Raw genomic sequence first — 14,731 nt, forward strand, 5'->3', positions numbered from 1 at the left:
GCCGGAGGTGCGCCGGGCCCTTACTTACGGGGTGTGCCGGCGGGCCCGCAGCGCCAGGGAGAGGGCCAGGACCGTCTGGGGGTCGTCCAGGTCCGTGCCGAGGAGTTCGGAGATCCGGGCCAGGCGGTTGTAGAGGGTCTGGCGGTTGAGGTGGAGCTCGCGGGCCGTCTCCGCCTTCCGGCCCGCGTGCGCCAGATACGTCTCCAGGGTGGGCAGCAGCGGCGGGCGTGAGGTGCGGTCGTGGTCGCGGAGCGGGCCGATCGCCCGGTCGACGAAGGCCGCCAGGTCCGGGTGGTCGCGCAGCCGCCACAGCAGCAGGTCGATGTCGAGGCGCCGGGCGTCGTACCAGGGGCGGTCCGTCAGGCCCTGCGCCGCCGTCGCCGTCTCCGCCGCGTGCCGCAGCCCCGCCGAGGCCGCGGCCCAGCCGCCCGCCATGCCGACCACGACGACCTGCGGGTGCGCCCCGGCGCCCTCCACGCCGGCCCGCTCGACGCCGGCCCGCAGCGCCGCCGCGACCCGGTCGGCGACCGCCGTCCGCTCCGACTCCGAGCGCAGGCCCAGCAGCAGCGGGACCCGGCCCTCGACCGGGCGGACGCCCAGGAGGGCGGGGACGCCGACGGAGGACAGCTCCTCGTGGACGGCGCGGGCCAGCAGCGCCCAGCTGCCCGAGGGGGACAGCTCGGGGGCGAGGCGCATGACGACCGGGAGCAGCGGGCCCTCGCCCGGCTTGAAGCCGAGGACGCGGGCCTGCGCCGGGGCGTCCTCCGCCGAGATCCGGCCCTCCGCGAGGTCGGTGAGGAAGTCGCCGCGGCCGCGGGCCGCCAGCTCCTCCTCCTGACGGGCCTGCATGAGGACGACCGCGAGGAGGCCCGCGGCCCGCTCGGCGGCCATCCGGTGCAGGGGGGAGAGGGCGCCGGAGACCGCGAGGAGCACCAGCCGGGCCCGGACCGAGCCGGTGCCGGGGCCGCCGCCCGGGACGTCGACGAGGACCGTGCCGACCGGGGGGCCGGACTCGCGGGCGGCGCGCTGGCCGCGGAGCCCGTCCCAGACCTGGAGCGGGTCGGCCGGTCCCGACTCGGTGCCCGCCGCGTACAGCAGCTGTCCGTCGGCGGTCTCCAGGAAGACCGGGTTCGCCGCGAAGTCGGAGAGGATGCGGAGCACCTGGGGCACCCCGCCGCCGCCGAGCAGCGCCTCGGTGCACTGCCGGTGGACCTCCTCGGCCTGCCGCTGGAGGGCGTAGTGGCCGTTGACGATCTCGGTGTGGATCTCCTCGGTGACCGCGACGAACGGCACCTCGCGGTGGAGCTGGACCAGCGGCAGTCCGGCGGCGCGGGCGGTCTCCACTATGGTCGCCGGGAGGCGGGCGAAGCGCGGGCCGAGCTCGACGACGAGGGCAGCGATGCCCCGGTCGGCGAGGCGGCGGACGAAGGCCCGCTGCTCGGCCGGGCGGGTGCCCAGGCCGAGGCCGGTGGTCAGCAGCAGCTCGCCGCCCTTCAGCAGGGAGGCGATGTTCGGCACCTCGCCGGCGTGCACCCAGCGCACGGTCCGCTGGAGCCGGTCGGCCCCGGCGACGACCTCCGGGAGGCCGCTGCGCAGCCCCGGGAGTTCGAGTGCCCGTTGTACGGTGATGCCGCCCTGCGTGTCCATGGGCGGACCGTATCGTCCACGGTGTTTCCTGGACATCTCCCCACGGTCACGGGCGGGGTCCGTTCGCACGGGAGGGCGACAACTCGTCGTGGCGCGGCGGGATTTGTACGACCGAATGTCGCTTGTGGCCTACGTCACTCAGGTGGATGCTCTCCCGCCATGGCAGACACCTCCACTCCACAGCCGGCCCCGCGCGTCGACCGGCTCAAGGCGAACTCCGTCGGGCTCGTCGGCGTCGTCTTCATGGCCGTGGCCACCGCCGCCCCGATCACCGCCATGACCGGCAACCTCCCCATCGCCGTCGGTTTCGGCAACGGCACCGGGGCCCCCGCCGGATACCTCTTCGCCACCCTCGTCCTGACCGTCTTCTCCGTCGGATACGTGGCCATGGCCAAGCGGATCACCGCCGCCGGCGCCTTCTACGGCTACATCTCGCACGGCCTCGGCCGGATCGCGGGCATGGCCTCCGGCATGCTCGCCGTCCTCGCCTACATCGTCTTCGAGGCGTCCATCGTCGGCGTCTTCGCCTACTTCGCGCAGACCACCGTCGCCGACCAGCTCGGCGTCGACCTGCCGTGGATCCTGTACGCGGCCGCCATGCTGGCCGTCACGGCCGTCCTGTCGTACTTCGACATCAACCTGACCGCCAAGGCGCTCGGCGTCATGCTCATCGCGGAGATCGCCGTCCTCTTCGCGGTCGCCACCGCCGTCCTGATCCACGGCGGCGGCCCCGACGGCATCCCCGTCGAGCCGATCAACCCGAAGAACGCCTTCACCGGCGCCTCCGCCGGCCTCGGCCTCTTCTTCGCCTTCTGGTCCTGGGTCGGCTTCGAGTCCACCGCCATGTACGGCGAGGAGTCCCGCGACCCCAAGCGCGTCATCCCCCGCGCCACCCTGATCTCCGTCGTCGGCGTCGGCCTCTTCTACATCTACGTGTCCTGGATGACGATCGCCGGCAACGGCCTGGCCGGCTCGGTGAAGCTGTCCTCCTCCGCCTCCCCGCTCGACCTCTTCTTCGCGCCCACCCAGACCTTCATCGGCGCCTGGGCCGTCGACGCCTTCCAGTGGCTGCTGCTCACCGGCTCCTTCGCCTGCGGCATGGCCTTCCACCAGTGCGCCTCCCGCTACCTCTACGCCATCGGGCGCGAGGGCTTCCTCCACCCGGCGCTCGGCCGCACCCACCCCCGGCACGGCTCGCCCTACATCGCCTCCTACGTGCAGAGCGCGATCGCCGTCGCCCTCGTCGGCGCCTTCTGGCTCACCGGCCAGGACCCCTACGTCCACCTCTACACGCTGCTCGCGATCCTCGGCACGATGGCCATCCTCATCGTGCAGACGCTCTGCTCCTTCGCCGTCATCGGCTACTTCCGCAAGAACCACCCCGAGGACCGGCACTGGTTCCGGACCCTCACCGCGCCCCTCCTCGGCGGCATCGGCATGACCGTCGTCGTCGTCCTGCTCGTGGTCAACATGGAGACCGCGGCCGGCACCGCCGCCGACTCCCTCTTCTTCAAGTCCATCCCGTGGATCGTCGGCGCCGTCTTCTTCGGCGGCCTCGGCCTCGGCCTCTACCTCAAGGCGAAGCGGCCCGAGCGGTACGAGATCATCGGCCGGATCGTCCTGGAGGACGCCGCCGAACGCGACGACGAGCAGGCGGAGCCCGTACCGGCCGCGCAGAGCTGACCCGCCCCCCTTCTTCCCTCCAGGAGCGCCCCATGGCACGCACCAACCCGATGCACCTCCTGAACCGCCTCGCCGCCGACCACGCCGACGCCCGCCGGCTCGGCCTCCCCGTCGACGAGCTGCGCGGCCTGAGGAACGACCCCCTCGGCCGCCGCACCCTCCTCAAGGCCGCCGCCGCGGCCGGGGTCGCCGTCACCGCCGCCTCGGCCGGAGCCGTGCCCGCCGCGGCCGCCGTCCCCGACCCGCCGGTGAAGTCCGACGCCCGGATCGCCGTCGTCGGCGCCGGCATCGCCGGGCTCACCGCCGCCCTCACCCTCCAGGACGCCGGCCTCGCCCCCGTCCTCTACGAGGCCGACCCGGCCCGTGTCGGCGGCCGCATGTGGACCCAGCGGGACCACTGGGCCTACGGGCAGACCTCCGAGATCGGCGGCGAGCTGATCGACACCAGCCACAAGAAGATGCTGGAGCTGTGCCGCCGCTTCGGCCTGCCCACCGAGGACTTCCTCGGCGGCGGCCCCAACGGCGCCGAGGAGGTCCTCTGGTTCGGCGGCGGCTACTACCCGCGCGAGCAGGCCGACATCGACTTCAACGGCGTCTACCAGGCGCTGCGCCGGGACCTGTCGGAGGCGGGGGAGGTCTTCTGGAACCAGTCGACCCCGGCCGGCACCGCCCTCGACGACATGTCCGTGTACGAGTGGATCGAGAGCCGCGTCCCCGGCGGGCACGCCTCCCCGCTCGGCCGGTTCATCGACGTCGCCTACAACGTCGAGTACGGCGCCGACACCACCGAGCAGTCCTCGCTCGCCCTCGTCCTGCTCATGGGCTACCAGACCAATCCCGGCAACTTCAACATCTGGGGCCTCTCCAACGAGCGCTACCACATCACCGGGGGCAACGACCGGCTCCCGAACGCCATCGCCGGAGCCCTGAACCCCGGCACCCTCCGCAGGGGCTGGTCCCTCCAGGCCGTACGGGCCAACGCCGACGGCACCCAGACCCTCACCTTCGCCGAGGGCGGCGCCACCCGCACCGTCACCGCCGACCACACCGTCCTGTGCGTCCCGCTGCCGGTCCTCCAGCGGCTCGACCTCACCCGGGCCGGCTTCGACCCCCGGATGACGAACCTGCTGCGGGACGCCCGGATGGGCTACTGCACCAAGCTCAACATGCAGTTCGGCACCCGCCCCTGGCGCGGCACCGGCGCCTGGCCCGGAGTTTCCGCCGGAGACTGCTTCACCGACCTGGACGTGCAGCAGACCTGGGACACCACCAAGGTCCAGGGCGGCACCGGTGGCATCCTCATCCAGTACAACGGCGGCAGCCTCGCCCGGAACCTGAACCCCGCCGGACCCTTCTCCACCGAGACCGACCCGTACGTGCGGAACCTGGTGAACCGCTACCTCGCCGGCATCGACGCCTTCTTCCCCGGCACCTCACGCGCCTGGAACGGACGCGCCCAGCTCTCCGCCTGGCACAAGAACCCGAACGCGCTGGGCGCCTACTCCTGCTGGCCGGTCGGCTACCTCCACCGGTACGCCGGATACGAGGGCACCGCCCAGGGCAACGTCCACATCGGCGGCGAACACTGCTCCTACGACTTCCAGGGCTTCATGGAGGGCGGCGCCACCGAGGGCGAGCGCGCCGCGAAGGAGGTGATCGCCGCCCTCCGCTAGTTCCTCAGACCGCGGCGGCGGCCGGTGTGATGTTGTGGTTGAGGCGGAACACGTTGTCGGGGTCGTACGCGGCCTTCACGGCGGCGAGCCGCGGGTAGTTGCCGGCACCGAAGCCGGCGACGACCCGCTCCTCGCCCTCCGTCCCGATGAAGTTCAGGTACACCGCCTCCGTCGTCCACGGCCGCATGTCCGTCCGCACGTCGTGCACCCACTGGATCGCGCGCCCGTCGGCCGCCGGGTCCTCCCAGGTGGCGAAGGGGTGGACGGCCCACGGGGCGGTGCGCCACGGCAGCGGCCAGTCGGCCGGGCCGCGGGCCACCGCGCCGCCGAGGGGGAACAGCACGTGCTGGGTGGCCGTGCCCTCCGGCAGCCGCTCCCCGCGGGCGCAGAACACCTCCACGGCCTCGTCCGGGAACGAGCCCAGGTACTCCGCCGACCAGTAGTTCCGCAGCCCCGGCGGGTCGTCCAGCATGCACTGGAGGTCCGCGTAGGGGATCTCCTCGACCAGCTCCACCACCGGCCGCAGCGCGGCCAGCGGGCCCGCCAGGTGCCGCAGGCCCGACCTCGGCCCGGCGAAGGTCACCAGGGCGGCCACCACCAGTTCGCCGACCAGGTGCGCGGGGACGAAGGGCTCGGGCGGGGCCGGGAAGTAGAGCACGCCGCCGCTCGCCTCGTCCGGCATGGTCTCCGCCATCGCCCGGTACGCCTCCACCACCGCGGGTCCGGCGGACGGCGGGAAGAGCAGCAGCGCGAAGCTCATCGCGGGCAGCTCGTGCAGCCGCAGGGTCAGCGAGGTCGCCACCCCGAAGTTGCCGCCGCCGCCGTGCAGCGCCCAGAACAGCTCCGGATTCTCCTCGTCGCTCGCCACGACGTGCTTGCCCTCGGCCGTGACCAGGTCGACGGAGAGCAGGTTGTCGCAGGCCAGCCCGAACTTCCGCTCCAGCCAGCCGGAGCCGCCGCCCAGGGTGAAGCCGCCGACGCCGGTGGTGGAGACCCGGCCGCCGGTGGTGGCCATGTGGAAGGGCTGGGTGGCCCGGTCCAGGTGGCTCATCAGGGCGCCCCCCTCGACCCGGACCGTCATGTGCTCGGGGTCCGCGACCACGGCGTGCATCCGGCGCAGGTCGATCACCAGACCGCCGTCGACGGAGGAGGCGCCGGCGACGCTGTGGCCGCCGCCGCGCACCGCGATCGGCAGTCCGGTCTCCCGGCCGAAGAGGACCGCGTTGGCCACGTCGGCCTGGGTCGCGCACTGGGCGACGACCGCAGGCCGGCGGTCGATCATGCCGTTGTGGATGCGCCGCGCCTCCTCGTAGCCCGGATCGCCGGGTACGAGGACCTCACCGGCCAGATCCTCGCGGAGGCCGGCCAGAGCGGTGTCCGGAACGGTGAACTGGGGAGCCATCAGGTGCCCCCCTTTCGTACGGGGGCCAGGACACTCTCATGGTAGGTCCGGCCCCCGGGGCACGCCGCTCGGCCGCGGCGCGCCCCCGGGCTCAGCCGCCGTACGCCCCGCTCGCCGTCAGCCGCAGGGCGGTGTCGATCAGCGGGACGTGGCTGAACGCCTGCGGGAAGTTGCCCACCTGCCGCTGGAGCCGCGGGTCCCACTCCTCGGCGAGCAGCCCCAGGTCGTTGCGGAGCGACAGCAGCTTCTCGAAGAGGGTGCGGGCCTCGTCGACCCGGCCGATCATCGCCAGGTCGTCGGCGAGCCAGAAGGAGCAGGCGAGGAACGCGCCCTCGTCGCCCTCCAGGCCGTCGACGCCCGCCTCCTCGCCGGCCGTCGGGTAGCGCAGCACGAAGCCGTCCTCGGTGGACAGCTCGCGCTGGATCGCCTCGATCGTGCCGATCACCCGCTTGTCGTCCGGCGGCAGGAAGCCCATCTGCGGGATGAGCAGCAGCGAGGCGTCCAGCTCCTTGGAGCCGTACGACTGGGTGAAGGTGTTCCGCTCCTTGTCGTAGCCCTTCTCGCAGACGTCCCGGTGGATCTCGTCGCGCAGCTCGCGCCAGCGCTCCAGCGGGCCGTCGGCGTCACCGGACTCGATGAGCTTGATCGTGCGGTCGACCGCCACCCAGGCCATCACCTTGGAGTGGGTGAAGTGCCGGCGCGGGCCGCGGACCTCCCAGATGCCCTCGTCGGGCTGGTCCCAGTTCTTCTCCAGGTAGTTGATCAGCTTGATCTGGAGCAGGGCCGCGTAGTCGTTGCGGGACAGGCCGGTCATGTGGGCCAGGTGCAGGGCCTCGGTGACCTCGCCGTACACGTCGAGCTGGAGCTGGTTCGCGGCGCCGTTGCCGACCCGGACGGGGCCCGAGTTCTCGTACCCCGGCAGCCAGTCCAGCTCCGCCTCGCCGAGCTCCCGCTCGCCCGCGATGCCGTACATGATCTGGAGGTTCTCCGGGTCGCCGGCGACCGCGCGCAGCAGCCAGTCCCGCCAGGCGCGGGCCTCCTCGCGGTAGCCGGTGCGCAGCATCGAGGAGAGGGTGATGGCGGCGTCCCGCAGCCAGGTGTAGCGGTAGTCCCAGTTCCGTACGCCGCCGATCTCCTCCGGCAGCGAGGTCGTCGGCGCGGCGACGATCCCGCCGGTCGGGGCGTACGTGAGCGCCTTCAGGGTGATCAGCGAGCGGACCACGGCCTCCCGGTAGGGGCCGTGGTAGGTGCAGTGCTCCACCCAGTCGCGCCAGAAGCCGGCGGTGGCCTCCAGGGAGCCCTCCGGGTCCGGCAGGGCCGGCGGCTCCTTGTGCGAGGGCTGCCAGGAGAGGGTGAAGGTGATCCGGTCGCCGGGGGTGACGGTGAACTCGGAGTAGGTGGTGAGGTCCTCGCCGTGGGTCTCGGCGTCGGTGTCGAACCAGACGGAGTCGGGTCCGGCCACCGCGACCGTGCGCTCGCCGACCTTGTGCACCCAGGGCACGATCCGGCCGTAGCTGAACCGCATCCGCAGCGCGGAGCGCATCCGCACCCGGCCGCTGATCCCCTCCACGATCCGGATCAGCTGGGGGGCGCCGTCGCGCGGCGGCATGAAGTCGGTCACCCGGACCGTGCCCCGCGGGGTGTCCCACTCGGACTCCAGGATCAGCGAGTCGCCCCGGTAGCGGCGGCGGTCGGCGGGGGCCGGCTCGGCGTCGTCCGGGCCGGCCGGGCCCACTCTCCAGAAGCCGTGCTCCTCGGTGCCGAGCAGCCCCGCGAAGACCGCGTGCGAGTCGAAGCGGGGGAGGCAGAGCCAGTCGACACTGCCGTCCCGGCAGACCAGTGCCGCGGTCTGCATGTCCCCGATGAGTGCGTAATCCTCGATACGCCCGGCCACGTGCTTCACTCCAGTCGAACGGCCTGTCCGCCCCTCGGGGCGCGTGCGCAGATGTTGCGGGTTGCGGGAGGTGCCCGCGGTGCCAGTGTGCGGGATGCGCGGCTCCGGCAGCGGGTCGGGGGGAAGCGACACGGGCTCCCGGTCCGGTTCCACGGGCGGGGGTGGTGCCGGCGGCCGGGCCGCCCGGCGACGGGGCCGGGCGGGATGGTCCGCACAGTAGTGACCGTGGTGATCACCCGCGTAACGCGCTGCTCCATACGGGTGAACGCGACGGTGAACAGGGTGTTCTCCGGAAGTTTGCCCGAACGTTTCCCCTGGATGGTCTCCCCCTTCCGCCCCGGAAATCGGCTCCTCGGGAGCCCGCCCCACCCGGTCGGCCCATGCGCCGGGCGTGTGGCCGGAAGCGGTCTCCGGATGTCACTGATACCCTGGTACCCCGTGGACCGGTGGGAAACGGCGCCAGCCGAAACCCCCGAAACCGCAGCGACGGCACCCCCGATTCTTCCGGAGGACCTGCCGCTTCGCACCTCCAGAACGCGACCACGGGAGCCCCCTCTTGGCGATGCCGCCCAAATCCACGACGACCAAGCACATCTTCGTCACCGGGGGTGTCGCCTCCTCGCTCGGCAAGGGCCTCACCGCCTCCAGCCTGGGTGCGCTCCTCAAGGCCCGGGGCCTGCGGGTCACGATGCAGAAGCTCGACCCGTACCTCAACGTCGACCCGGGCACGATGAACCCCTTCCAGCACGGTGAGGTGTTCGTCACCAACGACGGCGCCGAGACCGACCTGGACATCGGCCACTACGAGCGCTTCCTCGACGTCGACCTCGACGGCTCGGCCAACGTCACCACCGGCCAGGTCTACTCGCAGGTGATCGCCAAGGAGCGGCGCGGCGAGTACCTCGGCGACACCGTGCAGGTCATCCCGCACATCACCAACGAGATCAAGTCGCGGATCCGCCGCATGGCCACCGACGACGTCGACGTCGTCATCACCGAGGTCGGCGGCACGGTCGGCGACATCGAGTCGCTGCCCTTCCTGGAGACCGTCCGCCAGGTCCGCCACGAGGTCGGCCGCGACAACGTCTTCGTCGTGCACATCTCGCTGCTGCCCTACATCGGCCCCTCCGGCGAGCTGAAGACCAAGCCGACCCAGCACTCGGTCGCCGCCCTGCGCAACATCGGCATCCAGCCCGACGCGATCGTGCTGCGCGCCGACCGCGAGGTCCCGACCGCCATCAAGCGCAAGATCTCGCTGATGTGCGACGTCGACGAGGCCGCGGTCGTCGCCGCGATCGACGCCCCGTCGATCTACGACATCCCGAAGGTGCTGCACACCGAGGGCCTGGACGCCTACGTCGTCCGCAAGCTCGACCTGCCCTTCCGCGACGTGGACTGGACCGTCTGGGAGGACCTCCTGGACCGCGTCCACAACCCCGACCACGAGGTCAGCGTCGCGCTCGTCGGCAAGTACATCGACCTGCCCGACGCCTACCTCTCGATCACCGAGGCCATGCGCGCCGGCGGCTTCGCCAACAAGGCCCGCGTCAAGGTCAAGTGGGTCACCTCCGACGACTGCAAGACCCCGGCCGGTGCCGAGAAGCAGCTCGGCGACGTCGACGCGATCCTCATCCCCGGCGGCTTCGGCGACCGCGGCGTGAACGGCAAGATCGGCGCGATCCAGTACGCCCGCGAGAACAAGGTGCCGCTGCTCGGCATCTGCCTGGGCCTCCAGTGCATCGTGATCGAGGCCGCGCGGAACCTGGCGGACATCCCGGACGCCAACTCCACCGAGTTCGACCCGGCCACCGCGCACCCCGTCGTCTCCACGATGGAGGAGCAGCTGGCCTACGTGGAGGGCGCCGGCGACCTGGGCGGAACGATGCGCCTGGGCCTCTACCCGGCGAAGCTCGCCGAGGGCTCCGTCGTCCGCGAGACCTACGACGGCGAGCCGTACGTCGAGGAGCGCCACCGTCACCGCTACGAGGTGAACAACGCCTACCGCGCCGAGCTGGAGAAGAAGGCCGGCCTGGTCTTCTCCGGCACCTCCCCGGACAACAAGCTCGTCGAGTTCGTCGAGTACCCGAAGGAGATCCACCCCTACCTGGTCGCCACCCAGGCGCACCCGGAGCTGAAGTCCCGCCCGACCCGCCCCCACCCGCTCTTCGCGGGCCTGGTCAAGGCGGCCGTCGAGCGCAAGACGGGCAAGAAGTAGCAAGGCGTTAACGTAGCCGGGGTACGGGTCCTCACACGGGGGGCCGGTACCCCGGCTTTTGTACGCGGTCGTTACGCGGTCGTATGGGTCGTACGTGGGAGGACTACCGATGCAGGTGCAGGACACCCCGGAGGAGTGGCGGGTCGTCGCCACCACCACCCCCTTCACGGGCAACAAGACGAGTGTCCGCACGGACGAGGTGGTCATGCCGGACGGCTCCGTCGTCCGCCGTGACTACCAGGTCCACCCGGGCTCGGTGGCCGTCCTGGCCCTGGACGACCAGGACCGGGTGCTCGTGCTGCGGCAGTACCGGCACCCGGTGCGGCAGAAGCTGTGGGAGATCCCGGCCGGACTGCTCGACGTGCCCGGCGAGAACCCGCTGCACGCCGCGCAGCGCGAGCTGTACGAGGAGGCGTACGCCAAGGCGGGGGAGTGGCGGGTGCTCGCGGACGTCTACACCACCCCGGGCGGCTGCGACGAGGCCGTACGGATCTTCCTGGCGCGCGACCTCGCCGAGGCGGAGGGGGAGCGGTACGCGGTCGCCGAGGAGGAGGCCGACATGGAGGTGGCGCGGATCCCGCTGGACGAGCTGGTCCGCGGTGTCCTCGCCGGCGAGCTGCACAACAACTGCCTGGTCGTGGGCGTCCTGTCGCTGGTCGCGGCCCGCGCGGGCGACGGCGTCGACGCCCTGCGGCCGGCCGACGCCCCCTGGCCGGCCCGTCCGTTCGAGGCGTAGCGACCCGCCCCCTCAACCGGTGTGACTGTCTGTTGATCCGATCGGGGGATGTGTCCGCCACGCTCCGCCGGGTCCGTGCGGAGGGCTGAACTACGCTCGTACACGCCCGTGCGGAGTCCCCCGCGGGATCGGCTCGTGCGCAGGTGGACGGGAGTGTGGCCCGTGACGGATCAGGCGGTGGCGGCGGCCGGCAGCCGGCAGTTCTACGGCCGGCAGCGGGAGTTGAAGGCCCTCCGCGCCGACATCGAGCGGACCGGTCTGGACACCCTCACCGGGCGCAAGGCGCCCCGCGCCCGCGTCCTGCTCGTCGCGGGACGGCCCGGATCCGGCCGGACCGCGCTCGCCGAGGAGCTGATCGCCTCGGTCGCCGACCGCTACCCCGACGGCGTCTACCGCGCCCGGCTCACCGAGCCCGGCGGGGAGCCGGTGCCCACCGCCCGGGCCGCCCGCGAACTGCTGCGCGACCTCGGTGTCGCGGAACCGCCCGGCGCCACCGAGGACGAGCTGACCGAACTGGTCCGCGAGGCGCTCGGCGGACGCCGGGCGGTGCTGCTGCTCGACGGCGCCGTCGACGCCGAGCAGGCCGATCCACTGCTCCCGGACAACCCCGACGCGCTCGTCGTCGCGGTCTCCGAGGGGCCGCTCACCGGCATCCCGGACGTCCGGCCCTGCACCCTGGGCGGGCTCGACCCGAAGTCCGCCATCGAACTGCTGACCTCCGCCACCGGCTCGGTCCGCATCACCGTCGACCCGCAGGCCGCCGAGGCGCTGGTCGAGGAGTGCGGCGGACTGCCCGGCGCGGTGGTCCTCGCCGGCGGCTGGCTGGCCGGCCGGCCCGAGACCTCGGTCGCCGACCTGGCCAAGCGGCTGCGCGGCCTCAACGGCGACCCCCTCACCCGCACCTTCCTCCTCGCCCACCAGGCGCTGCCCCAGCCGGCCGCCCGGATACTGCGCTACCTGGCGATCGCCCCGCTCGGCCGGGCCGACGCCCACACCGCCTCCGCCCTGGCCGGCTGCTCGGTCCAGGCGGCGGCGACCACGCTCGCGGACTTCGCCCGCCTGGGCCTGGTCTCCGAGGCCGGGGACGGGGAGTACGAGGCCCCCGGCCATCTCGTCCCCCTCCTTCGCGCCCAGCTGGAGGAGCGCGACCGGCCCGCCGAGGTGCAGCTCGCCCGGGCCCGGATGCTGGAGCGGACCGTACGGCTCCTCCAGTCCTGCCGTGCGGTCACCGAACCCGAGGGCTCCCCGGCCCGGCGCAAGCTCGCCGGCCTGCCGCGGGCCCTGCGCTTCCCCGCTCCCGAGGACGCCGCGCGCTGGCTGGCCTCCCGCCGCCCGGCGCTGCTGGCCTGCGCCCCGCTCGCGGTCGCCGACGGCGAGCTGGACACCCTCGCCCGCCGGCTCATCGCCTCCCTGGTGCGGGCGCTCACCGCGCACGGCGGCGCCGAGGCGGCGGCGCCCGACCTGTACGGGCTGCACCGGCTCGTGCTGGACGTGGCCGAGCGGCGCGGACTGCACCGCGAGCGGGCCGCGGCCCTGCTGAACCTCGGCGACCTCGACGCGCGGACCGGTCGCGCCAAGGACGCTCTGCTGCGATATCGGTTGGCATGGGAGGCCGGAAGGCAAGCAAATGATCCGTACGCGACGGGTCGCGCAATGGAATCCGTAGGTGGCAGCTATCAGGAGCTCGGCGACTGGCAGCGGGCCGGCGACTGGTACGGCCGTGCCCTCGCCCAGCGCCTCGCCCACGACGAGCGGGCCGACCAGGCACGGCTGTACGCCCGCCTCGGCGCCGTGCAGACCTACGCGGGGCGGTACGGCGAGGCGCTGCGGCACTGGCGGGCGGCGGCCGCCGGATACCGCAGGCTCGGCGATCTCCCGGGCCACGCGCGGGCGTTGAGCGAGGCGGCGCGGGTGCAGGAGTACGCGGGCCGGCCCGAGGAGTCGCTGCGGACCTGCGAGGAGGCCGTCGAGTGGGCCCGCCGCGCCCAGGACACCCGGCTCCAGGCGGCGCTCCAGCTGCGGCTCGCCGACACCCTGGACCGGCTCGGCGACCCGGCCGCGGCGCGTCTGCACCGGGCCGCGGCGGACCGTCTACTGGAAACCGGACGTCCTGCCTACGAAATCCGCAGTGGCTCCGCAGAAGATTAGTACTTTGAAAGGCTAGACAGCGGGAACTCCTTCATTAGACTGGTTCCGCCGCGTTCGAACGTGGTCTGCCCCGGTGCGCCGCAGTGCATCCGGGTATGTATCGCAGTGCACCAGTTATCCCCCTGATTCAAGGACCGTGATCGACGATGAAGGTCGGCATCCCCCGCGAGGTCAAGAACAACGAGTTCCGCGTGGCCATCACCCCCGCCGGTGTCCACGAGCTCGTCCGCAACGGCCACCAGGTCTTCATCGAGCAGAACGCCGGCGTCGGCTCCTCGATCACGGACGAGGAGTACGTGGCCGCCGGTGCCGAGATCCTCGCCACCGCCGACGAGGTCTGGGCCACCGCCGACCTGCTCCTCAAGGTCAAGGAGCCGATCGCGGAGGAGTACCACCGCCTCCGCAAGGACCAGACGCTCTTCACCTACCTGCACCTGGCCGCCTCGAAGGAGTGCACGGACGCCCTCCTGGAGTCCGGCACCACCGCCATCGCCTACGAGACGGTCGAGACCGCGAACCGCGCGCTCCCGCTGCTCGCCCCGATGTCCGAGGTCGCGGGCCGCCTGGCCCCGCAGGTCGGCGCCTACCACCTGATGCGCCCGGCCGGCGGCCGCGGCGTGCTCCCCGGCGGCGTCCCCGGCACCCACGCCGGCAAGGCCGTCGTCATCGGCGGCGGCGTCTCCGGCTGGAACGCCACCCAGATCGCCGTCGGCATGGGCTTCCACGTGACCCTGCTCGACCGCGACATCAACAAGCTCCGCGAGGCCGACAAGATCTTCGGCACCAAGGTGCAGACGATGGTCTCCAACGCCTACGAGCTGGAGAAGGCCGTCGTCGAGGCCGACCTCGTCATCGGCGCCGTCCTCATCCCGGGCGCCAAGGCCCCGAAGCTGGTCACCAACGAGCTCGTCGCCAAGATGAAGCCCGGAAGTGTCCTTGTCGACATTGCGATCGACCAGGGCGGCTGCTTCGAGGACTCGCACCCGACCACCCACGCCGAGCCGACCTTCCAGGTCCACAACTCGGTCTTCTACTGCGTCGCCAACATGCCCGGCGCGGTCCCGAACACCTCCACCTACGCGCTCACCAACGCCACGCTGCCCTACATCGTGTCGCTGGCGAACAACGGCTGGGTCGAGGCGCTGCGCCGCGACGCCGCCCTCGGTCTGGGCCTCAACACCCATGACGGCAAGGTGGTTTACAAGGAGGTCGCCGAGGCGCACGGCTACGAGCACGTCGAGCTGAGCACCCTCATCGGCTGACCCGAGCCGCCCCTGGCGACGGCTCCGCGGACGGCCCCGTCAACGCCTGCCGTCAATGTCACGCACCCGGC

At 72.5% G+C, this 14,731-nt stretch carries 9 protein-coding genes; 6 read left to right on the top strand and 3 right to left on the bottom strand.

Features of this window, described 5'->3' with window-relative positions; translation table 11 throughout:
- Positions 1 to 24: 24 nt before the first annotated feature.
- Entirely contained in the window at positions 25 to 1,647 is a 1,623-nt protein-coding gene (locus tag IE321_RS25605; RefSeq protein WP_190224685.1) for a PucR family transcriptional regulator, read from the bottom strand.
- Between the two features lie 159 nt (positions 1,648 to 1,806).
- Between IE321_RS25605 and IE321_RS25610 the strand changes: the two genes are divergently transcribed.
- On the top strand, positions 1,807 to 3,330 hold the full coding sequence (locus IE321_RS25610) for an APC family permease (protein WP_043223786.1): 1,524 nt from the start codon (positions 1,807 to 1,809) through the stop codon (positions 3,328 to 3,330).
- A gap of 32 nt (positions 3,331 to 3,362) precedes the next feature.
- Positions 3,363 to 5,003 (top strand): flavin monoamine oxidase family protein, encoded by a 1,641-nt coding sequence (locus tag IE321_RS25615; RefSeq protein WP_190224686.1) that lies wholly within the window; start codon positions 3,363 to 3,365, stop codon positions 5,001 to 5,003.
- A 4-nt stretch (positions 5,004 to 5,007) separates the two neighbouring features.
- On the opposite strand, the gene IE321_RS25620 is transcribed toward IE321_RS25615, so the two are convergent.
- Both IE321_RS25620 and IE321_RS25625 read right to left on the bottom strand, forming a co-directional pair.
- Positions 5,008 to 6,405, bottom strand: a complete 1,398-nt coding sequence (locus IE321_RS25620; protein WP_190224687.1) for an FAD-binding oxidoreductase — start codon at positions 6,403 to 6,405, stop codon at positions 5,008 to 5,010.
- Positions 6,406 to 6,496: 91 nt separating this feature from the next.
- Positions 6,497 to 8,299: a glycoside hydrolase family 15 protein gene (locus IE321_RS25625; RefSeq protein ID WP_190224688.1), complete on the bottom strand. Its 1,803-nt coding sequence runs from the start codon at positions 8,297 to 8,299 to the stop codon at positions 6,497 to 6,499.
- A 562-nt stretch (positions 8,300 to 8,861) separates the two neighbouring features.
- Here IE321_RS25625 and pyrG point away from each other — a divergent pair.
- The 4 genes from pyrG (at position 8,862) to ald (ending at position 14,660) form a co-directional block, all read left to right on the top strand.
- A complete protein-coding gene (gene pyrG / locus IE321_RS25630; RefSeq protein WP_043223791.1) occupies positions 8,862 to 10,514 on the top strand; it encodes a CTP synthase in 1,653 nt (550 codons plus the stop codon).
- 109 nt (positions 10,515 to 10,623) lie between these two features.
- Positions 10,624 to 11,250, top strand: coding sequence for an NUDIX domain-containing protein (locus tag IE321_RS25635; protein ID WP_043223793.1), 627 nt, complete (start codon positions 10,624 to 10,626; stop codon positions 11,248 to 11,250).
- 162 nt (positions 11,251 to 11,412) lie between these two features.
- Positions 11,413 to 13,398 carry an AAA family ATPase gene (locus tag IE321_RS25640; RefSeq protein ID WP_229916536.1) on the top strand — a complete coding sequence of 662 codons (1,986 nt, stop codon included), beginning with the start codon at positions 11,413 to 11,415 and terminating at the stop codon, positions 13,396 to 13,398.
- Between the two features lie 146 nt (positions 13,399 to 13,544).
- Positions 13,545 to 14,660 carry an alanine dehydrogenase gene (gene ald / locus IE321_RS25645; protein WP_043223795.1) on the top strand — a complete coding sequence of 372 codons (1,116 nt, stop codon included), beginning with the start codon at positions 13,545 to 13,547 and terminating at the stop codon, positions 14,658 to 14,660.
- Positions 14,661 to 14,731 lie beyond the last annotated feature (71 nt).

Source organism: Streptomyces hydrogenans (genome assembly GCF_014656075.1).
Classification (GTDB): domain Bacteria; phylum Actinomycetota; class Actinomycetes; order Streptomycetales; family Streptomycetaceae; genus Streptomyces; species Streptomyces hydrogenans.